Annotated in this window: 19 protein-coding genes; 5 read left to right on the forward strand and 14 right to left on the reverse strand. The window is 50.5% G+C overall.

The window, feature by feature from the left end; translation table 11 throughout:
• Positions 1-18 precede the first annotated feature (18 nt).
• The gene (gspE, locus tag ABD892_RS01250; protein WP_345193169.1) at positions 19-1,515 is read right to left on the reverse strand and encodes a type II secretion system ATPase GspE; all 1,497 of its coding nucleotides are present in this window, start codon (positions 1,513-1,515) and stop codon (positions 19-21) included.
• Positions 1,516-1,883: 368 nt separating this feature from the next.
• Here gspE and ABD892_RS01255 point away from each other — a divergent pair, with 368 nt between their 5' ends.
• Both ABD892_RS01255 and gspD read left to right on the forward strand, forming a co-directional pair.
• Positions 1,884-2,519 carry a type II secretion system protein N gene (locus tag ABD892_RS01255; RefSeq protein WP_345193024.1) on the forward strand — a complete coding sequence of 212 codons (636 nt, stop codon included), beginning with the start codon at positions 1,884-1,886 and terminating at the stop codon, positions 2,517-2,519.
• A 38-nt stretch (positions 2,520-2,557) separates the two neighbouring features.
• Complete coding sequence (gspD, locus tag ABD892_RS01260; protein WP_345193026.1) at positions 2,558-4,555, forward strand: type II secretion system secretin GspD; 1,998 nt, start codon at positions 2,558-2,560, stop codon at positions 4,553-4,555.
• Between the two features lie 53 nt (positions 4,556-4,608).
• Here the strand turns inward: gspD and ABD892_RS01265 are convergent, their stop codons facing one another.
• The 11 genes from ABD892_RS01265 to sdhC all read right to left on the reverse strand — a co-directional run bounded on the left by ABD892_RS01265 (position 4,609) and on the right by sdhC (position 18,402).
• Positions 4,609-5,475 carry a prenyltransferase gene (locus tag ABD892_RS01265; protein WP_345193028.1) on the reverse strand — a complete coding sequence of 289 codons (867 nt, stop codon included), beginning with the start codon at positions 5,473-5,475 and terminating at the stop codon, positions 4,609-4,611.
• Positions 5,476-5,604: 129 nt separating this feature from the next.
• Positions 5,605-6,726, reverse strand: a complete 1,122-nt coding sequence (ald, locus tag ABD892_RS01270) for an alanine dehydrogenase (RefSeq protein WP_345193030.1) — start codon at positions 6,724-6,726, stop codon at positions 5,605-5,607.
• 174 nt (positions 6,727-6,900) lie between these two features.
• Complete coding sequence (gene sucD / locus ABD892_RS01275; protein ID WP_345193032.1) at positions 6,901-7,773, reverse strand: succinate--CoA ligase subunit alpha; 873 nt, start codon at positions 7,771-7,773, stop codon at positions 6,901-6,903.
• Positions 7,770-8,939: an ADP-forming succinate--CoA ligase subunit beta gene (gene sucC, locus ABD892_RS01280; RefSeq protein ID WP_345193034.1), complete on the reverse strand. Its 1,170-nt coding sequence runs from the start codon at positions 8,937-8,939 to the stop codon at positions 7,770-7,772. Before sucC ends, sucD begins: the two co-directional genes overlap by 4 nt.
• Before the next feature lie 179 nt (positions 8,940-9,118).
• On the reverse strand, positions 9,119-10,558 hold the full coding sequence (lpdA, locus tag ABD892_RS01285) for a dihydrolipoyl dehydrogenase (protein ID WP_345193036.1): 1,440 nt from the start codon (positions 10,556-10,558) through the stop codon (positions 9,119-9,121).
• 65 nt (positions 10,559-10,623) lie between these two features.
• Positions 10,624-11,865, reverse strand: a complete 1,242-nt coding sequence (gene odhB, locus ABD892_RS01290; RefSeq protein ID WP_345193038.1) for a 2-oxoglutarate dehydrogenase complex dihydrolipoyllysine-residue succinyltransferase — start codon at positions 11,863-11,865, stop codon at positions 10,624-10,626.
• Between the two features lie 40 nt (positions 11,866-11,905).
• Positions 11,906-14,746 carry a 2-oxoglutarate dehydrogenase E1 component gene (locus ABD892_RS01295; RefSeq protein ID WP_345193040.1) on the reverse strand — a complete coding sequence of 947 codons (2,841 nt, stop codon included), beginning with the start codon at positions 14,744-14,746 and terminating at the stop codon, positions 11,906-11,908.
• Positions 14,747-15,161: 415 nt separating this feature from the next.
• Complete coding sequence (locus tag ABD892_RS01300) at positions 15,162-15,866, reverse strand: succinate dehydrogenase iron-sulfur subunit (protein WP_345193171.1); 705 nt, start codon at positions 15,864-15,866, stop codon at positions 15,162-15,164.
• Positions 15,867-15,889: 23 nt separating this feature from the next.
• Entirely contained in the window at positions 15,890-17,662 is a 1,773-nt protein-coding gene (gene sdhA, locus ABD892_RS01305) for a succinate dehydrogenase flavoprotein subunit (protein ID WP_345193042.1), read from the reverse strand.
• Between the two features lie 3 nt (positions 17,663-17,665).
• The gene (gene sdhD, locus ABD892_RS01310; RefSeq protein WP_345193044.1) at positions 17,666-18,034 is read right to left on the reverse strand and encodes a succinate dehydrogenase, hydrophobic membrane anchor protein; all 369 of its coding nucleotides are present in this window, start codon (positions 18,032-18,034) and stop codon (positions 17,666-17,668) included.
• The gene (sdhC, locus tag ABD892_RS01315; RefSeq protein WP_345193045.1) at positions 18,028-18,402 is read right to left on the reverse strand and encodes a succinate dehydrogenase, cytochrome b556 subunit; all 375 of its coding nucleotides are present in this window, start codon (positions 18,400-18,402) and stop codon (positions 18,028-18,030) included. The genes sdhD and sdhC overlap by 7 nt, the downstream gene beginning before the upstream one ends.
• A gap of 464 nt (positions 18,403-18,866) precedes the next feature.
• Here sdhC and gltA point away from each other — a divergent pair, with 464 nt between their 5' ends.
• The 3 genes from gltA to ABD892_RS01330 all read left to right on the forward strand — a co-directional run bounded on the left by gltA (position 18,867) and on the right by ABD892_RS01330 (position 21,681).
• Positions 18,867-20,156, forward strand: a complete 1,290-nt coding sequence (gene gltA / locus ABD892_RS01320; RefSeq protein WP_345193047.1) for a citrate synthase — start codon at positions 18,867-18,869, stop codon at positions 20,154-20,156.
• Positions 20,157-20,317: 161 nt separating this feature from the next.
• Entirely contained in the window at positions 20,318-21,046 is a 729-nt protein-coding gene (locus ABD892_RS01325; RefSeq protein ID WP_345193049.1) for a TerC family protein, read from the forward strand.
• A 29-nt stretch (positions 21,047-21,075) separates the two neighbouring features.
• The gene (locus ABD892_RS01330; RefSeq protein WP_345193051.1) at positions 21,076-21,681 is read left to right on the forward strand and encodes an SCO family protein; all 606 of its coding nucleotides are present in this window, start codon (positions 21,076-21,078) and stop codon (positions 21,679-21,681) included.
• Positions 21,682-22,038: 357 nt separating this feature from the next.
• Here the strand turns inward: ABD892_RS01330 and ABD892_RS01335 are convergent, their stop codons facing one another.
• Together ABD892_RS01335 and ABD892_RS01340 are read right to left on the reverse strand one after the other, a co-directional pair.
• Entirely contained in the window at positions 22,039-24,720 is a 2,682-nt protein-coding gene (locus ABD892_RS01335; RefSeq protein WP_345193053.1) for a molybdopterin-dependent oxidoreductase, read from the reverse strand.
• A gap of 32 nt (positions 24,721-24,752) precedes the next feature.
• Positions 24,753-25,982: an NAD(P)/FAD-dependent oxidoreductase gene (locus ABD892_RS01340; protein WP_345193055.1), complete on the reverse strand. Its 1,230-nt coding sequence runs from the start codon at positions 25,980-25,982 to the stop codon at positions 24,753-24,755.
• Positions 25,983-25,985: the final 3 nt, after the last annotated feature.

Here is a 25,985-nt window from a genome sequence, read left to right on the forward strand (position 1 = left end):
TCCACGCCCTCCGGCCTGTTAATCCTGACGGGTAACCCTGAGTACTTCTTCAAGCGTGGTGACACCGGCCAACACTTTTTCCCGACCATCCGCCCGAATGCTGGGCAGGGTTCGACGAACATAATCATTAATCGTCTGCTCGCCGGCTTCCCGATGAATCATCCTCCGGGCTTCATCATCAATAGAGACCACTTCATAAATCCCCGTACGTCCCCGATAGCCATTGTGTTTACACTCACTGCAACCCGTCGCATGGTATAGCGTGGGCGGACTCTCGGGATCCACCTCCAGCTGACGGCACTCCACTTCATCGGCCACATACGGCTGACGACAATGGGTACAGAGGATTCTGACCAAACGCTGCGCAATAACTCCGATTAAACTGGACGACAACAGGAACGGCTCAATCCCCATATCATGAAGGCGGGTAATGGCGCCAATCGCGGTATTGGTATGCAGAGTAGAAAGGACCAAATGGCCGGTCAGACTGGCTTGAACGGCAATTTCAGCCGTTTCCGTATCACGAATCTCCCCCACCATCACGACATCCGGATCCTGACGCAAAATAGCCCGCAGACCACGGGCAAAAGTCATGTCCACCTTGGTATTCACCTGCGTCTGCCCAATGCCTTCCAGGTTATATTCAATGGGATCCTCAACCGTGAGAATATTGCGACAACTGTCATTGAGTGACGAAAGGCCCGCGTAAAGGGACGTGGTTTTACCGGAACCTGTCGGGCCGGTCACCAGAATGATGCCATGGGGCTGGGCCAACATTTGCTGTATTGTTGACATCACCTCCTGGCGCATACCCAAGTGCTCCAGACGAAGGCGTCCTGCTGCCTTATCCAGCAACCGGAGTACAACCCGCTCGCCATTACTCGAAGGCAGCGTGGATACCCGAACATCGACCTCTTTACCCGCTACCCGTAGCGAAATTCGACCATCTTGAGGTATACGCTTTTCTGCAATATCCAGTCGCGCCATAACCTTGATTCGAGATACCAGCAGTGCCGCCAGATTCCGTTTAAGCGATAGGATTTCCCGTAAAACACCATCCACACGAAACCGTGCCACCAGGCGGGATTCAAAGGTTTCAATATGAATATCGGAAGCACCTTCCTTGATAGCTTCAGTCAAAAGCGCATTAATCAACTTAATGACAGGCGCGTCATCTGACTGCTCCAGCAGGTCTTCCGTCTCAGGTACCGCATCCGCCAGGCTAACCAGGTCAGGGTCATCACCAATCCCGGCCACATGCTGCAGGGCATCCGAACTGTTTTCGTGATAGCAGCGGGACATCACGGCAGCAAAGGCTTCCTGATCCAGCTGACGGTACTGTAAAGGACTGCCACAGAAGCGACGTACTTCAGCAATCAGCTCAATCGAGGGTACATTCAGCATGAGCAACACAGGTTGCCCATCTTCCTTATCAAGCACCAGGTTGTGACGTCGTGCAAAGGCAAAAGGCAGCATTCGTACTGACTCCGGCATGGCCAGTACGCTGGGCGCCATTGACTCACGCTCCTGTGCGTCAGCGACAATCTGCCCCCTAACGGATTCCGACTGGCTTTGATTGTTCAAGCGTGTAGCTCCTGATTTCCCCATTAATAATTATTGGACTGGTCAATCAGTATAACGTTCCTGACAGAGAGGGAACGATTTATTAGTCATAACGTCCAAGTAACAGACTATGAGCTATTATGCTTTGATTTCATACGATTTGCAGGTTTTTTGGTGATGACGCATTCCTCGCTCCTTGAGGCATATTCCTCTGTGAGCCATTTGACGATTTTAAAAAAAATTGCTGTTATCATGTTTAATAATAACTACATTAATAAACTTAATTCTCTGCACTGTTCGTCCAGGATAATCATGACAACATGAACAACGAAGTGCTTGATAAATCGCTGAATTTGCTTGCAAAGCACCAGTCGAGCATTATTCTGGCTGTGCTGACTATTGGAATGCTTGCCACACTGGCAGTGCAATCATTTAACCTGTATCGCACTCTTCAAGGCCCCCCTGAAGTCTCAGACATTGCAAACGATAGCAACACCAGTCAAAAAACGTTTGTGCTCGCCGATTTCAGTTTTTTATTTGGTGAAGGTCAAGAGTCAAATACCCAACTCTCAACACAGGAACTCCCAAAAACCAGCCTGAACCTGACCCTGCGCGGCGCACTGGCAGGAGACACAACCACAGATTCCAGCGCTATCATTCAGGACGGCAGCGGCCAGGATCGGTTTTACCGGATTGGCGATTCTCTCCCCGGAGGAGCGGTTCTGGATCAGGTACACCCACACTACATCGTCATACGCTATCACGGCGCTTTGCAGAAGCTGGTCTTTCCGGAAATCACCCACGACAAGGTGCTGGAAACAGTGAGCCACCCGCAAACGCCTCCTATGCCCAAAGAAATGCCAGGCCTAAGCGATCAATACCAGGAGAACGCCAAGGCCCTTGAAGATCGAATGGAACAGCTGCGCCAGCGTCTTGAGCAGGCTCAGGGGAATTAGCCTTAGCGAACAATAAATTGTACAGGTTGCCAATGATTATGTTTCCAACAGAGCGAGCAGGCATGAAACGCCTTGGGGTATTGACACTCTCTCTGCTGCTCACCTGTTTTTCTGCCTTTGCAGAACAGTCGGCGCTGCCCAAGCAAGCGGTATCAAGCCAGGATGATTCTTCCACAGAAAAGCACTGGACACTGAATCAGCAGAATGCCGACATCAGGGAGTTTATCGCCCAGATCGCCAATATCACGGGTGACACATTTATTATTGATCCCCGCATCAAGGGTGGGAATACCGTTACGGTCATTTCATCCACCCCCATGGACAAGGACCAGATTTACGATATTTTTCTTGAGGTCCTGAGTGCCAATGGCTACGCAGTCATTCCGAAAGGTAATGCCAAGAGCATTATCCCTACCACCACGGCCAAGACCGCAGGCACTTCGCCGGACTCAGCGAAAAAGCCCGACAACGCTACCATGGTGACACGAGTCTTAGATCTACACAGCGTCTCTGCGGTTGAAGTCATTCCCATCATCCGGCCTTTAATCGCACAATATGGCCATGCGGCGGCATCATCATCCGGCAATGCAGTAGTAATTAGCGATTTAGCCGACAACGTCGAGCGTATCACCCACCTGGTTAGGGATCTAGACGACGCCAGCGACAATGACTACGAAGTCATCAAGCTCGAACACGCCTGGGTCGGCGATGTCAGCAAAATCATCCAGGACACACTGTCAAGCAACAAAGGCCCCCTCCCCAGCAGCCTTCAGGTCATTGCCGACGAGCGCAGTAACAGGCTGGTTATCAAGGGTAATGCCAACAAGCGCGCACGGGTCAGAAAGCTTGTCCACACATTAGATGAACAGGGAATCCTGACATCATCCACGCGAGTAATATTCCTCCGCTATGCCGACGCCAAGAATCTCGCCGAGATTCTCAGCGAAGCCTCCCAGTCCATAAAAGAAGGAAATACGGGCACCCAATCTGGCAGCAACAGCTCAAGACCGTCCGGTGTACCGTCAGCCCCGACCAGCCAGGGCAGCAGTTCGCGAAGCAGCAATAAGGGGCTGTCAGGCAATATCTTCATCAAAGCGGATGAGACAACCAACGCGCTGGTTATGATTGCTGACCCAAACACGTTGAAAGAACTCGAAACCCTGGTCAGGCAGCTGGATGTTCGCAGGGCTCAAGTGTTAATTGAAGCAGCCATTGTCGAAGTATCAGGTGACGTTAATGATGCACTGGGTATCCAATGGGGTATTGGTGGAAAAAACACCTACTCCAGCAATACAGCAAACCCTGTTTCCGTCGTCGGAGCGCCTTTACCCACTATCAGTATTGGTTCCGTGGCATTAAGAAACAGTAATTTCGGTGTGCTGGTTAATGCTCTGAGCAGTCGAACTAAAACCAATTTGCTCTCCACACCCAGCATGATAACGCTCGACAATGAAGAAGCGGAATTCGTCGTCGGCCAGGAAGTTCCTTTCCAAACGGGCTCTTACACCAGTGGTGGCGATTCAAGCACGAACCCATTCACAACGACAGAGAGAAAACCCGTTGGCCTGACACTCAAAGTTACACCTCACATCGGTGACGGAGAATCTTTGCGCTTGGAAATCGAACAGGAAATATCCAACTTATTGGATAACACATCCAGTGTGACACAAAGTGGTGATCCCATAACCAGTCAACGAAAAATCAAGGCCACGATTATCGTAGATGATGGCAACACTGTTATTTTGGGCGGTCTGCTACAAGACGATGTTCAGAAAGGTTCATCCAAAGTCCCCTTCTTGGTCGATATCCCCTTATTGGGCGGCTTATTTACCAACAGCACCGATAAACGCACCAAGAAAAATCTGATGCTTTTTATCAAACCCAGCATCATGAGAACGCCCGAATCACTGACAAACGCAACCAACCGAAAATACTCAACCCTGAAATTAATTCATGACGGCAAAGCATCTTCACCTGTTAGTGGCAGCATGCCTGATACCGCAGCCAAGCTGTTTGAATTACGCCTGAAGAATTAACATTCAATAAGTGCTGGCCGGGAACAGAGCCCCCTGTTCCCGGTTACATCCAACTACACGGCACACATCAACCCAAGACCAAATACCATAAAGACACGCCCCGTCATGGGAGGCAAACGTGACAAATCCTTTTGCCCGCTAAACAACAAACGAAGTGGCCAATACAGGCAGACAACCGATGGCAGAAGCCACATCGGCTCATGAATAAAGTCAGATACTGTAAGCCATACGACTACAGCAAAAAGCATCAAGAACAGGGTCAGGTAAAGTGATCGCCCAACGGTAAACCCAAAACGCACGGTAAATGTTTTTATATGACGTTGACTATCATCTTCTACATCCCGCAGTTCATTAGCCAAAAGCACCAGGCTCGACAAAATAGATAAAGGCAAGGCCAGCAGCAAAGCACGGAAAGACCAGTCACCACTAACCGCCATATAGGCACCTTCCACCATCAGCAGCCCCGTAAAAACGAAAACAGCGACAAGCCCAAGCCCCCGCTCTTTCAGGTTGACAGGCTCAGCCGTATAAAAATATCCGCCAGCCACACCAAGAAGGCCAATCAGTAAAAGTTGCCATCCCGCATGGCTCACCAAGTAAAGGCCGAGCAGACAAGCCACAAACGCCATCGCCATGGCACACTGCGCATTCATTCGGATCTGATGCATGACACACGTGGCCAGTGCGGTGGTTTGTCGCCGCCAAAAGTTAAGATCTGCATAATCATTAAACAGATTAGTGGCGGCCTGTAACAACACACCAGCAATCATGACAAAAACAGACCTTAACAAATGACCCTCACCCGATTGATAGGCAAGCGTGACACCGAGACCACAACTCATCAGCGCCACACTAAATGAGAACGGTCTTAATGCACGAATAAAACGGTACTTCTGCGGAAACTCAACGGCTTGCTGCATGCCTGTCAACCTGTTATCAACCCGGTGGCGAAGCATAGAGGATTCACAGGTATTGGGCTATTCGTTAAGAAACCTATAAAAAAACCGCAGGCCTTTATAGCCTGCGGTTTTGACCTTCAAATCACTGATTTAGAGTTCTTTCAGCATATTTTCCGGGCTTTGATAATCGAGATTCTGCGCTTCAGCCACGCTCTCGCAGGTAACAATACCCTTGCAAACATTTAAGCCATTGAGCAGGTGCCGATTCTCTTCCATCGCTTTCCGCGGCCCCTTATCTGCCAGTTGCAGGACGAAAGGAATCGTGGCGTTATTCAGCGCAATGGTCGATGTGCGTGCAACTGCACCGGGCATATTAGCAACACAGTAATGCACCACATCATCAACAACATAGGTGGGCTCTGCATGTGTCGTGGCATGGGAGGTTTCGCAACATCCCCCCTGGTCTATCGCTACGTCAACAATAGCAGCACCAGGCTTCATGGACCGAACCATCTCACGTGTGATCAGCTTAGGCGCTGCAGCACCGGGGATCAGCACACCACCCACCACAAGATCGGCCTCAGCCACATACTCTTCAATCGCCTGAGAGGTAGAGAAAACAGTCTTGATACGATTACCAAACTGCTGGTCCAATCGTCTGAGTACATCCAGTGAACGGTCAAGCACCGTGACATTAGCACCCATACCCACTGCCATTAAGGTTGCGTTATACCCAACAACACCGCCCCCGATGACAACAACATTCGCAGGCTCAACCCCCGGCACGCCTCCCATCAACACACCGCGACCACCCATCGCCTTTTCCAGGCAATGTGCACCGGCCTGAATAGACATACGACCTGCCACTTCTGACATCGGCGCCAGCAAAGGCAAACGACCGGCATCGTCTGTCACGGTCTCATAGGCAATACAGGTGGCACCAGAAGAGATCAAATCATTGGTCTGAGGGACATCAGGTGCCAAGTGCAAATAGGTGAACAGTGTCTGTTCAGGGCGAAGCATCTTACGCTCAATCGCCTGAGGCTCCTTGACCTTGACAATCATTTCTGCCCGGGCAAATACTTCCTCTGCGGTAGAGACGATCTCTGCACCGGCAGCTAAATATGCATCATTGTCAAACCCAATAGCGGCTCCCGCATTATTCTCAACAATGACAGAATGCCCTCTCCCTACCAGCTCTTTTACAGCTGCAGGAATTAAACCGACGCGATACTCATGATTCTTGATTTCAGCGGGTACACCTACCAGCATGTTCCACTCCTTTCTTGTTTTATCCCAGCTCTTATGACTAAGTATAATCACCTAAGGCAATTTATTGTCACTGTATTTATAGCATTAGACAGCGCTTTTCACTATTTTGATATCTTTTTTAGGAATAAAAAAAGGGCGCCTATATAGCGCCCTTTTTTTAAAGCGTTTTGTTTTTTACCAACCGGTAATTTCCTTCAAGGCCTTACCGATATCAGCAAGGCTACGAACAGTCTTGACTCCGGCGTCATTCAAGGCTGCAAACTTCTCATCGGCAGTACCTTTCCCACCCGAGATAATCGCACCCGCATGCCCCATACGCTTTCCTGGTGGCGCAGTGACACCGGCAATATAAGACACAACCGGCTTGCTCACATTATCCGTGATATAAGCTGCCGCTTCTTCTTCTGCCGTACCGCCTATCTCGCCAATCATTACAATGGCTTCCGTTCTGTCATCAGCCTCAAAGAGGGCAAGAATATCAATGAAGTTTGAGCCCGGGATAGGGTCGCCGCCAATACCGACACAGGTTGACTGACCAAAACCACAGTCAGTTGTCTGTTTGACCGCCTCATAGGTCAAGGTGCCGGAACGGGACACTATACCGACTTTACCGGGCTTATGAATATGCCCTGGCATGATGCCAATCTTGCACTCACCCGGCGTAATGACACCCGGGCAGTTCGGGCCAACCAACCTGACACCCAGCTCATCACACTTGATTTTACATTCCAGCATATCCAGTGTCGGAATACCTTCCGTTATGCAGACAATCAACTGAATCCCAGCATCTGCAGCTTCCAGTATTGAGTCTTTGCAGAATGGTGCAGGCACATAAATCACAGACGCTTCTGCACCAGTTTGCTCCACGGCTTCGCGAACAGTATCAAAGACCGGCAAGCCCAGATGTGCCTGACCACCTTTACCCGGCGTGACACCACCCACCATTCTAGTACCGTAATCGATGGCCTGTTCAGAGTGGAATGTTCCCTGTGAACCTGTGAATCCCTGACAGATGACGCGGGTCTCTTTATTGATGAGAATGCTCATTTGCCCCCCTCCGCAGCTTTCACCACCTGTTCAGCAGCTTCTGTAAGACTATTTGCTGCAATGATATCCAAGCCACTGTCTGCCAGGGTCTTTGCACCCAGCTCTGCGTTATTGCCTTCAAGCCGAACAACAACCGGCACATTCACACCCACTTCCTTTACTGCGCCAATGATGCCTTCAGCAATCAAATCACAACGCACGATACCCCCAAAGATATTCACCAGAACGGCCTTCACACTGTCATCCGACAAAATAATCTTGAAAGCTTCAGAAACCCGTTCTTTGGTTGCACCGCCGCCCACATCCAGGAAGTTAGCCGGCTGCCCACCGTGCAGCTTGATGATATCCATGGTTCCCATGGCAAGGCCTGCACCGTTTACCATGCAGCCAATATTGCCATCCAGCGCTACATAGTTGAGCTCCCACTGGGCAGCATGCGCCTCTCTAGGATCATCCTGGGAAGGATCGTGCATGGATTTCAGCTTTGGCTGACGGTAGAGAGCATTACTGTCGATATTGATTTTTCCATCTAGGCAAAGCAGCTCGCCATCTTCAGTAATCACCAGCGGGTTAATCTCAAGCAATGCCAGGTCGTAGTCCGTGAACAGTTTCGCCAGACCCAGAAAAATCTTGGTAAATTGTTTAACCTGAGCAGCATTCAAGCCCAGCTTGAAGGCCAGCTCACGTGCCTGATAAGGCTGTGCTCCCGCCAGAGGATCAATCGTCGCCTTGAGAATTTTCTCAGGCGTTTCTTCTGCTACTTTTTCAATCTCAACGCCACCTTCCGTGGAAGCCATAAAGACCACACGACGCGTTGAGCGATCAATGACTGCACCAAGGTATAATTCATTAGCAATGGCAGTACAGGATTCCACCAGAACACAGCTGACCGGCTGACCGCGCTCATCTGTTTGATAGGTCACCAGCCGGTTACCCAGCCACTGCTCAGCAAAAGCACGAATCTCATCCTTGCTTTTAACCAATTTGACACCGCCGGCCTTACCACGCCCCCCAGCGTGGACTTGCGCCTTCACCACCCAGTGATCTCCACCGACTTTATCCGCCGCTGCAACCGCTTCCTCAGGAGTTTTGCAGGCAAAACCCACGGATACGGGCAGACCATACTCCTTGAAGAGCTGTTTGGCCTGGTATTCGTGCAAGTTCATGCTATTGACCCTTCCCTCATCTCAGATGATTCGGTTTTTTTATTACTCGTTATGGCAGGCCCTGGAAGCCCTACCCTTTGACTTCTGGAACAAATAAAAACACTGGCTATTCTTGTTTTTGAGCTGGCGGGCAACAAGGCCCGCCATGGTTCGATCAGGTGAGAGCCTCACCCGGCAGATTACTTACGCTTGCGGTTAGCAATATGGATGGCATGTCCATCAACAGCCAGCGCCGCTTCATGCAATGCTTCACTGACGGTTGGATGCGAGAACATGGTCAATGCCAGATCCTCGGAGCTGGCAGCAAACTCCATCGCAATGGCACCCTGCTGTACCAGTTCGGCGGCAGCGGGACCAATCACGTGAACGCCCAGGATACGATCAGTTTTTTTGTCAGCAATTACCTTGACAAAACCATCAGTATCGTTAGATGCCATAGCACGTCCACTGGCAGCAAACGGGAATGTGCCCACTTTATACTCTTCAGCGCCAGCCTTGACCTCTTCTTCCGTTTTACCCACCCATGCAATTTCAGGATGGGTATAGATTACGGACGGTACCAGATCATAGTTAACCTGTGCAGGCTGACCAGCGATCAGTTCAGCGACCATTACCCCTTCTTCGGATCCTTTGTGCGCAAGCATCGGACCACGAACCACATCACCGATAGCAAAGACACCGGGCACATCGGTCCGGCACTGCTCATCAACAAAAATGAAACCACGCTCATCCAGATTCACACCGGAATCAGGTGCAATCAGGTTTTCAGTCAATGGGCGACGACCAACGGCAACAATCAGCTTGTCAAAAATCTGTGAATGCTCTTCGCCATTCTGGTCGATATATTTCACAGTAACTTCACTACCATTCACTTCAGAACCAGTGACACGGGCACCCAGACGGATATCCAGACCCTGCTTCTTAAAGATCTTGGCTGCATCCTTGGCAATCTGCTGGTCTGCAGTCGCAAGGAAACGATCCTGAGCTTCCAGCACGGTCACTTCAGCGCCCAGACGCGCCCAAACACTGCCCAGCTCAAGACCAATAACCCCTGCACCGATAACACCCAAACGGGCAGGCACCTGCTGGAATTCCAGCGCCCCGGTAGAATCAACTATGATGTCAGCATTCAGCGGTGTGGGAGGAATTTCCACGGGCACTGAACCTGTTGCAATAACAACATTTTCAGTATCCAGAACCTGGCTGGAGCCATCAGCGGCAGTAACATTAACCTGCTTACCTGACAGTACAGTACCGGTTCCCTGAATCAGAGTAACCCCATTCGCCTTAAACAGGCCGCCTACGCCCTGAGTCAGATTACCAACAATCTTGTCCTTGCGCTTGATCATGGCAGGAACATCAATACCGACCTCACCGGTCGTGATACCATGAACATCGAAGTGCTTTTTAGCTTCGTAATATTTGTAGGAGCTGTCGAGCAATGCCTTGGAGGGAATACAGCCAACATTAAGACAAGTACCGCCCAGTTTGGCTTTTCCCTTTTCATCTACCCACTTTTCGATACAGGCCGTTTTCAGGCCCAGCTGGGCTGCACGGATGGCACAGACATAACCTGCAGGTCCTGAGCCTATTACCACCACGTCGTATTTTTCAGCCATATCGCTTTCCCGGATTCAAAACAATTATCTGGGGACAGTACAAGCCGTCCCCTGTCGAAAACAAATCAGACATCCAGCAGCATACGTGCAGGGTCTTCCAACAATTCCTTCACTGTGACCAGGAAGCGTACCGCTTCCTTTCCGTCCAGCAAACGGTGATCATAAGAAAGCGCAAGATACATCATAGGCAGTACAACCACCTCTCCATTGACCGCCATCGGGCGCTCCTGAATCTTGTGCATTCCGAGTATCGCCGATTGTGGCGGATTCAGAATCGGTGTTGAAAGCAGTGACCCAAATACACCACCATTGGATATCGTGAAGGTTCCCCCCGTCATCTCCTCAATGGAGAGTTTTCCTTCCTTGGCTTTTTCGCCGAACTCCCTGATTGTTAATTCAACCTCAGCGAGGCTCATATCCTCAGCATTGCGAAGGACGGGTACTACTAACCCGCGATCACTGGATACGGCAACACCAACATCCTGATAACCATGATAAACGATATCATTCCCATCTATAGACGCATTTGCCACAGGATAACGCTTCAACGCTTCAACGCAGGCTTTCACGAAAAAGGACATGAAACCCATTTTGACATTATGCCGCTTTTCAAAAAGATCCTTGTATTCACGACGCAGATCCATGATCGGCTTCATGTTCACTTCATTAAACGTGGTCAGCATCGCGGCTGATTGCTGCGCCTCTACCAAGCGCTCAGCAATACGAGCCCTTAAACGGGTCATCGGGACACGTTTTTCGACACGATCACCACCAAAAACTGGTGCAATGGCTTCAGGCGCAGGTGCCTTAGCAACACTCGCAGCAGGAGCATTACTCACAGATTTGGCGGCAGAGGCACCCGCACCAGATTCAACATAGTTGAGTACGTCTTCTTTGGTGACACGTCCGCCCTTGCCAGTACCTGCCACTGCACCATGATCAATGCCATGCTCATCAGCCATTCGTCGGGCTGCAGGACTCAGAGTCGCTGCGCCGCCAGACTGAACCGTCCCCGATTGAGGCTCAGCAGTTGCTACATCAGTCGTCGCAGGCTGAATAACGCCGCCTTCACCTTCTTCAAAGATGCCAATCAGCTCTTCACTGAGAACCGTATCCCCCTCTGCCTTAATCACCTCTTTGAGGACGCCATCAGCAGGAGCTACGATTTCGAGGACAACCTTATCGGTCTCAATATCTGCAAGCAGTTCATCGCGGGCACAGGCCTCACCCGGCTGCTTATGCCAACTGGCAACAGTACCGTCAGCCACAGATTCCGGAAAGGTAGGTGCTTTGATTTCAATGGCCATGTCGATTTAGTTCCTTGAGCGATTCTGTTTCAGTACTGCTTCAATTGAGGCCCAGTGCATCCGCTACCAGTTTCTGCTGTTGCTCTACATGAATAGACATGTAGCCGCAAGCGGGTGCCGCGGATGCTTCGCGCCCTGCGTACTGCAGTTGCAACTGTTTATTGCTGTGCTGAGCGATAGCACGATGCATATGATGCTGACTGCAATACCAGGCTCCCTGGTTCATAGGCTCTTCCTGACACCAGACAATCGACGTCAGGTTAGGATAATTAGCAATCAGCTCATCCAGATCTTCCTGAGGGAATGGGTAGAGTTGCTCAATACGAATGATGGCAACGTGATCCAGTGATTCAGTACGACGCTTCTCAAGCAAATCGTAATAGACCTTGCCACTGCACATGACGAGCCGTGTGACCTCAGCCATTTCATGCGCATCAATCTCAGGAATTAACGTCTGAAATGACCCATCAGCCAGTTCTTCGAGTGAAGAGATGGCTAACTTATGACGCAGCAGACTTTTCGGCGTAAAAGCTACGAGTGGTTTACGCAAAGGTCTCAGCACCTGCCTGCGTAACATATGAAAAACCTGGGCAGGCGTCGTGGGCACACACACCTGAATATTATGTTCCGCACAAAGCTGAAGAAAACGCTCCAAACGTGCAGACGAGTGCTCTGGTCCTTGCCCTTCATAACCATGCGGCAACAGCATCGTTAAACCACATAAACGACCCCACTTATGCTCTCCACTAGCAATAAACTGGTCGATCACAACCTGGGCACCATTGGCAAAATCACCAAACTGCGCCTCCCAAATCACCAGCGCATTGGGCATCGTCGTAGAGTAGCCGTACTCAAAGGCCAAAACAGCCTCTTCGGACAGGACTGAATCATAGATCTGCAGTTGAGGCTGCCCTTCAGCCAAATGAGCCAAGGGCACCCAGGTAGAACCATCTTTCTGGTTATGTAATACCGCATGACGGTGGGAAAAGGTACCACGACCTACATCCTGACCTGTAATTCGGATTGCATGCCCTTCTTTGAGTAGGCTGCCATAAGCCAAGGTCTCTGCCATACCCCAGTTGATAGGCAATGCACCGGCAGCCATCTTCCTGCGATCGTCTAGAATCTTACCTACCTGCCTCTGGGCGACAAAGCCTTCCGGCGTATCGCAGACTTTCTGGCCCAACTCCTGAAGAATGCCAAGTGCAACCCGGGTATCATGCCTGGCAGTCCACTCATGTCCAAGATAGGGAGCCCAATCCACATAAAGTTCTTTATTGGGTTCTTTTACCAGGCTCTTGGCGACATGCAAACCGCTTTCAAGCGCATTGCGATAGTCATCGACCAGCTTTTTATCCTGCAGCTCCGTCAAGACACTCTCAGCTAGCAAACTTTCTGCATAGAGGGTACGTGTAGTTTTCTGTTCCTTTATTTTCTGGTACATCATCGGCTGTGTACCGGAGGGCTCATCAGCCTCGTTATGCCCACGACGACGGTAACAGACCAAGTCAATGACAATATCCTGCTTAAACTCCATGCGATAATCCATGGCTAGCTTAGTGGCAAACACCACGGCTTCAGGATCATCACCATTCACATGTAAAATGGGTGCACCCACTATTTTTGCAACATCTGTACAATATTCAGTGGAACGCGCATCGTCAGGCCGGCTAGTAGTGAAACCAACCTGATTATTCACAACAATATGAACCGTTCCGCCCGTGCCATATGCCCGCGTCTGCGACAACTGAAAGGTTTCCATGACAACACCCTGCCCGGCAAAGGCAGCGTCACCATGCAGTGAAATCGGAACAACGGAATGTCGTTTGCTATCACTTCTACGATCCTGTCTTGCACGAACAGAACCTTCAACGACAGGGCTTACTATTTCCAAGTGTGACGGATTAAAGGCCAGAGCGAGATGAACCTCTCCGCCAGGAGTCATAACATTAGAAGAGAACCCTTGGTGATACTTAACATCACCTGAGCCATTTTCGGCTATTTTTTTCCCTTCAAACTCTTCAAACAGCTCTGAAGGATTTTTCCCCAGTATATTGACCAGCACATTCAGACGACCACGGTGCGCCATACCAATCACAATTTCACGCGCACCATACGTTCCTGCACGTTGAATTAATTCATCCAGCATAGGAATCAGTGATTCGCCACCTTCAAGACCAAAACGTTTAGTCCCGGGATATTTGGTGCCAAGGTATTTTTCCAGCCCCTCGGCAGCCGTTAACCGCTCCAGCAAATGATGCTTAGCGTCGACCCCAATAGCGGGACTGGACTGCACACTTTCCAGACGCTGCTGGAACCATCGGCGCTGTTGTGTATCGACAATATGCATGAACTCAGCGCCAACACTGCCACAATAAGTCCGTTGCAGAAGCTGAACGATTTCCCCCAGAGAGGCTTCTTCTTTACCAATAAACAGAGAGCCCGTTTGAAAATCGGTATTCAGGTCTGCACTACTCAAGCCGTGATGCTCAAGCGCAAGGTCGGGCACGACTTCACGTCCCATAATCCCCAAAGGATCAATATCGGCATTTTGGTGGCCACGCACCCGATAAGCACTAATCAGACGAAGAACAAGAACCTGCTTCTTTTCATGTTCACTGCTGACAGCGCCAGCCCCAACCGGTTGCTTACGGGATTTATTGCGGGCTAAGAGAAGGAAGTTATCGCGTATGACAGAATGAGGGACATCAGCGCTCTGGGAATCCGCTACTTGAGGTAGCCGCGAAAAATAATCGCGCCACTCCTCCGGCACAGTATTGGGATCGCGGAGATAACTTTCGTACAGTTCCTCTACGTATGCAGCGTTTCCCCCGGATATATGAGCTGTGCCCCACATCCGCTGCATCACACCATCTTGCATTATCCTGTAACCCCACTCAATTGGGTCACTATCTGATGTCGAAACTGGAGAGTGCTTGTGCAGTGAAAGCATCGGGTAAAAATCGCTTCGCTGCTATTCCCCACAGATAGTCCGGGTGTTGCCCGGTCGCCCCTGCTGGTTAAAACCGTTACCGGCTGACAAAACAACCCTTCCGCCACAATAACGGACAGAAATATCGAGTAGTAAGGCAGCCCCTTGGATAGACACTTTTTGAGCGCTTATCCAGACAAAACCAGTCGGATAAATATAACAATCCGAACTGTACGAATCCACGCACTAATTATAGATGTTATTAAAGTCGGTGATAACTGATCATTTACAAAATACAACAATCAAAGAACCACAATCTCAACGCCTATTTTTTGACAGGGCTCCCGAAGGAGCCACCACCTATTTATGTGCCACTTCTCAGCAGCATATCTCTGATATGACCGATAGCTCTTGTAGGATTCAGACCCTTCGGGCAAACGCTGACACAGTTCATAATACCCCTGCAACGGAAAACACTGAACGGATCATCCAATGCCGACAGACGCTCCTGAGTGGCCGTATCACGACTATCTGCAAGAAAGCGATAAGCCTGGAGCAACCCTGCCGGCCCAACAAACTTATCGGGATTCCACCAAAAAGAAGGACAGGATGTTGAGCAACAGGCGCACAATATGCATTCATACAGCCCATCCAGCTTGCTTCGCTCTTCGGGCGACTGCAGCCTTTCAATAGCAGGAGGAGAGGTGTCATTAATCAGATACGGCTTCATCTTTTCATACTGTTTGTAGAAAAGCCCCATATCTACGACCAAATCACGAATCACTGGCAGGCCAGGGAGAGGCCTTAGCACCAGCTTCCCTTTTCGGACAGCTTCGGACAACGGCGTGACACACGCCAATCCATTAGTGCCACTGATATTCATTCCATCCGAGCCACAAACCCCTTCCCGGCACGAACGCCGATAAGATAAGCCCGAATCCTGTTCTTTCACAAGATTCAGGACATCAAGCACCATCAAGTCCTTACCTTCAGGCACTTCAATCTTGAAATCCTGCATATAAGGCGCATTATCCGTCTCCGGATTATAGCGATACACACTTACATTCAGCGTCATAATATTCCCCCATTACCTTAGTATGTACGGATTTTCGGCGGGAACGGCTCCATGGTTTTAGGAGCGAAGTTCACATCCCGCTTGCCAATTCGCTTGTCGGCAGGGAAATAAATGGAGTGCTTGAGCCAGTTATCATCATCGCGCTCCTGGAAGTCGTTTCGAGCATGCGCTCCGCGAGATTCCTTCCGCTCTTCCGCTGCAACAGCCGTTGCGTAAGCGACCTCATAGAGGTTTTCAAGCTCCAGCGCCTCAATTCGTGCAGTATTGAAAGCTTGGCTCTTATCTTCAAGATGCAGATTTTGGAGTCGCTGACCAATCTCATCCAGCAAACCCAAACCTTTCTGCATACTTTCACCTTCGCGGAACACCCCGAAATAAAGCTGCATGGTATTCTGCAGATCTTTACGAACCGCTGCGACACTTTCGCCGGCAGTACTGGCATTTAAGTGATTCAGACGTGCCATCGCCTGATCCAGATCTGTATCACTGGCATCCATACTGTCAAAGCCTTCCTTCAGGCTTTGCACAATCTGCAAACCAGCAGCACGACCGAAGACCACGAGATCCAGCAGCGAGTTCCCACCCAAACGATTAGCCCCATGAACAGACACACACGCAGCCTCACCACACGCATATAGCCCATCAATAATGGCATCTTGACCATCAGCTGTTTGCGTAAGCGCCTGACCACCAATATTGGTAGGCAGACCACCCATCATGTAGTGACATGTGGGAACAACCGGAATCGGCGCTTTGACAGGGTCGACATGCGCAAATGTGCGTGAAAGCTCACAAATGCCTGGCAACCTGAGATTCAAGGTTTCCTCACCCAGGTGGTCCAGCTTGAGAAGCACATGATCCTTATTGGGACCACAACCGCGTCCTTCGAGAATCTCAATAACCATGGAACGAGCCACCACATCACGACCCGCAAGATCCTTAGCATTAGGTGCATAGCGCTCCATGAAGCGCTCACCCTCACTGTTAATCAGGTAACCGCCTTCACCACGACACCCTTCCGTGACCAACGTGCCTGCGCCATGAATACCGGTGGGATGGAACTGCCACATCTCCATATCCTGAACAGGGAATCCTGCACGCAGTGCCATACCGACACCATCACCAGTATTGATCAGCGCATTCGTGGTGGACTGATAGATGCGCCCAGCACCACCGGTAGCAAGCACTGTCGCCTTGGCTTTGATATAAACGGTTTCACCCGTTTCAATACAAATGGCCACAACACCAACAACCTGACCGCGCTGATTCTTCACAAGATCAACGGCATACCATTCATTAAAGAACGTGGTGCCTCCTTTGAGATTGGCCTGATACAAAGTATGCAACAGGGCATGGCCGGTACGGTCTGCAGCGGCACAGGTTCTGGCGGCCTGTCCGCCTTTACCAAAGTCCTTGGACTGACCACCAAAGGGACGCTGATAAATACGACCGGTTTCCGTGCGAGAGAAAGGCAAGCCCATGTGTTCCAACTCAAAAACAGCCTGCGGACCAACAGAACACATGTACTCAATGGCATCCTGGTCGCCAATATAGTCTGACCCCTTAACGGTGTCATACATATGCCAGCGCCAGTCATCATTAGGATCAGAGCTGGCAATCGCGCAGGTTATCCCGCCCTGAGCAGAAACAGTATGTGAACGCGTGGGGAAAACCTTGGTGACACAGGCCGTCCTCAACCCTGATTCAGTCAACTGCAGTGCCGCACGCATGCCAGCACCACCGCCACCGACCACAATGGCATCAAAAGACAGAGTTCGTATTCCGGTCATAAATCATAGCCCCCACAGGATCTGGATGCCCCAGACCACATAGCTGAACATCGCAACACCGCAAATCGCCTGAAAAGAGAACCTGACAGGCAACGCCTTGTTACCCAGCGCTTTTTCTGTCAGATAGTCCGTCGAAATCGTCCACATGCCTACCCAGGCATGACCACCCAGCGCCAGCAGCGCCATCATGGTAAATACTCGCATCCAGGTCTGCTGAAAAAGTCCACTCCACTGCTCAAAACCCAGACCAGGATTAACCATGAGATAAATCGTCAGGAACACGAAATAAGCAGCAAGCACAATGGCGGTAACACGCTGCACCATCCAATCGTACAACCCACTCCGAGAAAGATTTGTAATATTGGTTACCATACCCACACCCCCGCAAGAACAATCAGAGCGGCAGAAACCGCAATGGTCAGCTTGGCGCCCACCACACCAGAAGCCTTCCCTTCCCCAATACCGACATCCATGAAGAGGTGCTTCACACCGGCCACCAAATGATAAGCCAGAGCTGACAACAACCCCCAGGCAATAAATTTAGCCACCGGATTTTGCAGGCATTCTTTCAACTGATCGAACCCTTCTTTTGAGCCAAGCGACAAATCAAGCCCATAAAGAAGAAAGGCAATGCCCACAAACAGGATGACACCCGAGATACGGTGAAGAATTGAGGTATAGGCTGGTAACGGCAACCTTATAGTAGTTATATCGAGGTTGACTGGTCTTTTGCTATTCACGAGTGATCTACCTTAACTGGTCCGCCAAGGACATTTTTTTTGCTGGATTTGAGTGCGTGATCTGAAGAGGGCAGTCACTTGCCAGCATCCCACACCTAAGTACCGACTACCCAAGGCTTACGGCCTCGCAGTATAGACATCTCGGTTTTTAATTACAACGATTTACCCCCCTGCATACTGAGCATAACCCTAGGTTATCAAAGGCAAAAATACCTGTACCACAACAAGACACGAATACACCGAAACGCCCAAACGTGGTGCGCGATTTATGCGTAAAAATCAGCACACCACAAACATTTATTTAAGTATATTCTCTATTGACGTCAGCGTTTGACAAAAACTTTTATGTCTCTATAGTTGAGCCGACTTCACAATAATGAACCCTGATCGGTTGATCATAATTGATACAAAACGGCAAGGGTTCTCTATAAACAATAGCCAAGAACAGCATGATAGGAGGCCAGATGGCTGAGAAGCTTGCGCGGCTGACCATTGAAGGTTCTGATCTCTCTCTGGAGTTACCCGTTCTTAGCGGAACTGCAGGACCAGATGTCATTGATGTCCGGGGACTGACCAGCAATGGTTACTTTACCTATGACCCGGGTTTTGTATCCACCGCATCCTGCGAATCCAAAATCACCTATATCGACGGTGAAAAGGGTGTCTTGCTCCATCGCGGCTATCCGATAGAACAACTCGCAGAACATTCCGATTTTCTTGAGGTATGCTACCTCCTTCTTTATGGAGAGCTGCCAGACGCAAAGAATAAAGAGATGTTCAGCACAACCATTCTGCGCCACACCATGGTTCATGAGCAGATGGTTGAACTGCTGAAAGGCTTCCGCCGTGACGCCCACCCTATGGCCATCATGTGCGGTCTGGTCGGTGCACTGGCCTCCTTCTATCACGACTATCTGGATATTACGAACGAGCGCCACCGTGAGATCACAGCGTATCGTCTGGTATCCAAAATGCCGACCTTGGCAGCCATGGCCTACAAATTCTCCATTGGCCAGCCCTTCATGTATCCGAGGAATGATCTCGGTTATGGTGGCAACTTCCTGCACATGATGTTCGCGACGCCGTGTGAGGAATACCATGTCAGCCCTGTGCTGGCTCGCGCCATGGACCGCATCTTCCTGTTGCATGCTGATCATGAGCAGAATGCGTCCACCTCGACGGTGCGACTGGCAGGCTCCAGTGGAGCCAATCCATTTGCATGTATTGCGGCAGGCATTGCCGCCCTGTGGGGTCCAGCTCACGGTGGCGCGAACGAAGCCGTACTGAAAATGCTTGATGAGATCGGTGATGAGAAGAATATCGATCAATTCATCGCAAAAGCCAAAGATAAGGACGATCCTTTCCGTCTGATGGGCTTCGGCCACAGGGTTTACAAGAACTTCGACCCTCGCGCCAAGGTGATGAAAGAGACCTGCGATGAAGTCCTGAACGAGCTCGGACTGGGTGACGACCCGATGTTCAAGATCGCCAAACGCCTGGAAAAAATTGCTTTGGAAGATGAATATTTCATCAGCAAGAAGCTCTATCCTAATGTCGACTTCTACTCAGGCATTATTCTCAAGGCTCTGGGCATTCCTACAGAGATGTTCACGGTTATCTTCGCTATCGGTCGAACCCCTGGCTGGATCGCCCACTGGCATGAGATGATCAGCGGTGCCTATCGTATTGGCCGACCACGTCAGCTCTACACAGGTCCAGAAGCACGCGATTATCCGCCAGTAGACAAGCGCTAACTCCTGCTTCATTCAATCAATCAAGAAGCGCCACAACATCCTGTGGCGTTTCGCTTTTCTAACACACGCCCACACCGCACCACATTTTATACGTCGCCCCCACATTCCTGCTACATTAAGCCGATATGGCTCAGGCAATTTGCAGCAAAAGGAATTAGCTCATGGAATGGCTGACAGACCCGCAAGCGTGGATTTCACTGATCACGCTGGTTGCCCTTGAAATCGTCCTAGGCATCGACAATATCATTTTCGTCAGCATACTCGCTGGCCGACTTCCCGAACATCAACGGCAAAAAGCCCGAACCATCGGTCTTATGTTGGCCATGTGCACACGTGTACTTCTGTTGCTATCCATTGCTTGGGTAATGCAACTGACACAACCACTTTTTGACATCCTTAATCAGGAAATATCCGGCAGAGATCTTATTCTTATTGGTGGCGGGCTATTCCTACTCGCCAAAAGCACCCATGAAATCCATAGCGCCATGGAGCACGACAGTAGCAATGTCGTCAAAACCGCGCTGTCAGGCTTCATGATGGTACTGGTGCAAATCGCGATTCTCGACATCGTATTTTCTCTCGACTCCGTCATCACCGCTGTAGGGATGGCAGACCATGTCCCAGTCATGGTCATCGCAATTGTCATTGCCGTCCTGGTGATGCTATTTGCCGCCAAACCCATTGGCGACTTTGTCGATAAGCATCCCACCCTGAAAATGCTGGCTCTGAGCTTTCTGATACTGGTGGGCGTATCGTTGATCGGTGAAGGGCTGTCACTCCACATCCCCAAAGGCTACATTTATTTCGCCATGGCCTTTTCTCTCTGCGTCGAAATAATTAACATAAAAGTTCACCGGCGCAGGTCTGCTACCCGTTCTGCAGGAGGATAGCGTCGTATACCAATAAAACAGGATTGACCATGCCAACTACTGCCCTCACACGGCTGCTACTGATCATTATTGCTTTAGCAGCCATCGCTGCAGGTGCCTATACGTTTCAGCAGATCAATCAACAGCCACAACAACCCACAATCTATAACCGCGTTCCCGTTTTCACCCTGGACAATCATCTCGGCAAACAGATCACTGAGCAGTCTCTGCAAGGTCAATGGACACTGCTATTCCTCGGTTACACGTTTTGCCCCGACGTCTGCCCGACCACGCTTTCTCTGCTGAACCAGTTACATCAACAGTTACCTGCAGAACAACCACTCAATGTTTTATTTGTCTCCGTCGACCCTGACAGGGATTCCCCAGAGCGTCTGAATGAGTACATCCGCTTTTTTAATGATGATTTTGCTGCCGCAACAGGGACACGAAGCCAAATAGATCAGTTGACCGGCAGCCTCTACCTGCCCTACCGTATTGGTGAACCTGACAGTAATGGTGTGTACCTGGTTGATCACGCCGGGGCGCTAACCTTGATCGGCCCGGACCTCCAGGTTTATAAGTACTTTAATCCGCCCCACAGCGTCACAGAACTGACAGAGCAAATCAGCGCTATCAGAGATGCTGCCAACGGCTGAATGCCGTGACCACAGCTCGCTATACTCAAATCATATATAGCTTGCCAAGGATCTGTTGCGGTTATATTGGCAAGCATTCTTTCAGACATATGTAGTTTGCATGAATGAAGTAAATCGCTATACAGGCTTCTATTTTGACGGTACCTGTTTTGATATTGCCGTAAATAACGCGATATTGAGCTGGCCATGCCAGTGTCATAACGATGAGACGGTTGTGATTCCGGAAGTACGAATTATCAGGCAAAAGGCAGGTATCTTGACCTGCCGCTGCCCTGGCTGTCATTGCCAATACTTAATCGAAATCACTTCTGTAAACCAGCCGGTTCAGGCTGAGATTATTCAAACAGACACCTACCATTAGCCATTCACAGACGCTAACAGTTGCCGAATCTCCGGAATACAGGAACCGCAGTTAGTACCCGCATCGAGCACATCACCCACAGACTCAACGGAATCAAGCTTTTCCTGCTGGATGGTCGACACAATCGCGTTTTCACCCACTCCAAAGCAAGCGCAAACCTGACGTCCCTGGCAACCTGCCCCCTTGCCAGGCTGTCCAGATAATAGCTGCCATTGTGGTAACGCCATATCCTGATCATCGATAAAAGCTGATTCAAGCCCGGCACGGTCAATCAGGGATTCATAGCTTTGCGATTCAAACAATATTGCGACCACCTCACCATCCTGCAGGTACAGACAGCGCTTTACGCCATTTGCAACATCATCGTATTCAACCTTTGAAGCCGACAAAAGCTCAGGCAAAAAGGCTGAAAAACCACTCTCTCGGTCATGTGCAGTAGCCAGCTCATAACGGTAACAAGCGGCAGATTTTACCGAAACAGCATATTCAGTCTCAGGTAACGCAATGGGTGACCGGCTCAACAAAACACCATAACGTTCGGCTACAAACCGTCTTAACTCGACAGGCGTATATTTATTGTCTGGCTGATGGGAAAACGGATCCACTACCGGATTAACGACACTGCCAACACGCCCTGAACGGCTGAATTGCCCAGACCAGTGCATGGGAACAAAAACATGGCCAGACTGCTGATGCGTTGTCACTCTTGCACGCACAACCACCTGTCCATACTGCGATGAAACCACCACAAGCGACTGATCAGTAATCTCACGGGAAGCGGCATCATCCGGATGAAGCTCCACGAAGGGTTCATCCCGGTGCTGGCTCAACCTCGGGGCAAGTGCAGTTCGTGTCATGGTATGCCAATGGTCACGAACCCGCCCGGTATTAAGAATCAGCGGATAATTATCATCGGGCATATTAACAGGTGCTAACTCACTGACAGGAACAAAATTGGCCTTACCTGTTTCTGTAAAGAAATGACCATCTTCGAACAGCCTTGCCTGCCCAACCGAAGTAGTATCTGGAATAGGCCATTGAATCGGAACAAGGCCGTCATACCCTTCACCGGTGATATGCATCAAACCACCAATATCAAAATCCCGAGGCCGCATCGTCGGATGGTTCTCAAACGCCGATAATGCCGCATGCTCTCTGAAAACCTCTACCGGCGATTGAAATGAAAAAGCCTCTCCATACCCCAAGCGCCGCCCTACTTCCGCCATGATCGACCAGTCGTATCGTGATTCTCCAACAGGTGCTCGCAAGCGTCGCTGCCGTGAAATACGTCGCTCAGAATTGGTCACGGTGCCATCCTTTTCGCTCCAACCAGCAGCGGGCAACAGGATATCCGCGACATCTGCCGTATCCGTATTCCTGATACAGTCCGACACGACAACTGTTGGGCACAGCGTAAGTGCTTCTTTCACCCGATCAGCATCTGGCATGCTGACAACCGGATTGGTTCCCATAATCCAGATAAAGCGAATATCACCTCTGGAAACGGCATCGAACATCTCCACAGCCGTTAAACCCGGCTTACCAACCATATTGGGCGCCTGCCAGAATCGCGCGACCCGCTCAACATCATCCGGCCGATTGAACTCAAGATGGGCGGCCAGCTGATTCGCAAGCCCGCCGACTTCCCGCCCTCCCATGGCATTGGGCTGCCCTGTCAGTGAAAACGGCGTGCTACCGGGTTTTCCGATACGTCCGGTAGCCAGATGGCAATTGATAATGGCATTAACCTTGTCGGTTCCCGCACTGGATTGATTGACCCCCTGGGACCAAGCCGTGACCGAGCGATCATTCTCAGCAAACCACCGGTAAAAGATTTCAACGACTTCTGGCTCAAGACCACATTTTTTGGATACAACCTGTACAGTAGGTGACGTAACACGAGCTAGTTCCAAAGTGCGATCAAATCCGCTCGTATGCTGGATAATATAGGAGTGATCAACTTTTTCCTGTTCAAGCAGCCATATCAGCAAACCATTAAACAGTACGCTGTCCGTCCCCGGCTGTATTGGCAGGAAGAGGTCTGCAATATCACAGGTGTCGGTACGACGCGGGTCAATGATTACAACCTTCATCCGGTCGCCCCGCGACTGTTTGACGGCACGTATCCGCTGATACAGGACGGGATGACACCAAGCCATATTTGAACCAACCAACACCAGGCAGTCCGCAAGCTCAAGATCTTCATAACAACCCGGTACCGTGTCAGTGCCAAAGGCACGTTTGTGGCCGGCAACCGTTGATGCCATGCAAAGCCGGGAGTTGGTATCAATATTCGCGCTACCGACAAAGCCTTTCATCAGCTTGTTGGCCACATAATAATCTTCCGTCAATAACTGCCCTGAGCCGTACAGCGCTACAGATTGCGGGCCATATTGTTCAATGGTCGACTGCAGACGGCTGACGACATCGGTTAAGGCTGCATCCCAGGTCACACGGTTACCGTTCACCATGGGATATAAAAGGCGGTTTTCATGGTGGACGGTCTCGCCCAGGGCACTGCCCTTGGAACATAGCCGTCCCAGGTTGGCGGGATGCAACGGGTCACCACTGACCACAATCACTTCTGCATCAATGGGCGGTTTTTCTGCGACGATACCGCAACCCACGCCACAATAGGCACAGGTTGTTTTGATCTCAGTCGCTTCCGTTACAGACATGACAACACCTCCAATGACTGCCTGCTTCGCCGTCACGCTACGGCAGCAAACTGAGATCCAAATAGCAATGTATTCCGGTATGCACTGATATCCTGGCCAGACTCCAGCAATTCCTGATACCAGGCACCATCGGACGTATCACCATAAAGCAACACCCCCACCACCCGGTTATCACGAATGACCAGTCGGCGATAGATGCCAGCATCGGGATGCTTGAGAGTGATGACATCATCACAACCCTCCCCCTGAAACTGACCACTGGAGAACAGCTGTACGCCACTGACTTTCAGCTTTGTTGCCGAGGGGCGAGAAACGAATGGCTGTATTTCACCTGGCAAACGACGCGCAAGGGTTACCGCCTGCGAATAGACGGGCTCCACCAGCCCGAACGTTTCATCGCCATGCTCAACACACTCACCAATAGCGCTGATTGCCGGATCGCTAGTAAACATCAAATCATCCACCAGAACGCCATGCTTACAGGCAAGTCCGGATTCAACAGCCAACTGCACATTGGGTCGAATACCAATGGCGAACACTACGAGATCTGCAACAATGCATGAGCCATCACTGAAACCCACGCCGGTGACTCGACCATCTACACCTTCAATCGAGGTTGTGCGTTTAGGTTTCAGAAAAGCAATGCCTCGTGATTCCAGCTCACTCTGTAACAACTGACCGGCATAGGCATCCAGCTGACGGTTCAGGAGTACCGACTGGCTATGCACCAGGGTGACCTGCATACCACGACAGTTCAGGGCATTGGCCGCCTCAAGCCCCAGCAGGCCGCCACCAATCACAACAGCCCGATTTCCGTTTTTTCCGGATTCTGCTGCACTCAACATGGCTTCCACATCACCATAACGCCGAAACGACACAACACCCTGGAAACTGGCGCCCGGAATACCAGGAATATAGGAATGAGAGCCGGTGGCCAACACCAGGTGATCATAAGGAAACGGCTGACCTGCCGTGGTGACAACCAGACGTTGTAGTCGATTGATCGAAACAATCCGAAAGTCCGCACCAGTATGCAACGTGATCCCGTTTTCGTCATACCATCGGCGAGACCTTAACACCGTGTCTGAAAAGGGGATCTCAGCGGCCAGTAAAGGGGATAGCATGATCCGGTTATAACCCGGATCCGGCTCATCACCCAGTACCGTGATGTCATAACCATGCTCCCCTCCGGCCACCAGCGTTTCCAGGAAACGTACGCTTCCCATACCATTGCCGATGACTACAAGCTGCTGCCGTCGCATAAC

Origin of the sequence: Kistimonas scapharcae, from assembly GCF_039540975.1 — a bacterium.
Classification (GTDB): domain Bacteria; phylum Pseudomonadota; class Gammaproteobacteria; order Pseudomonadales; family Endozoicomonadaceae; genus Kistimonas; species Kistimonas scapharcae.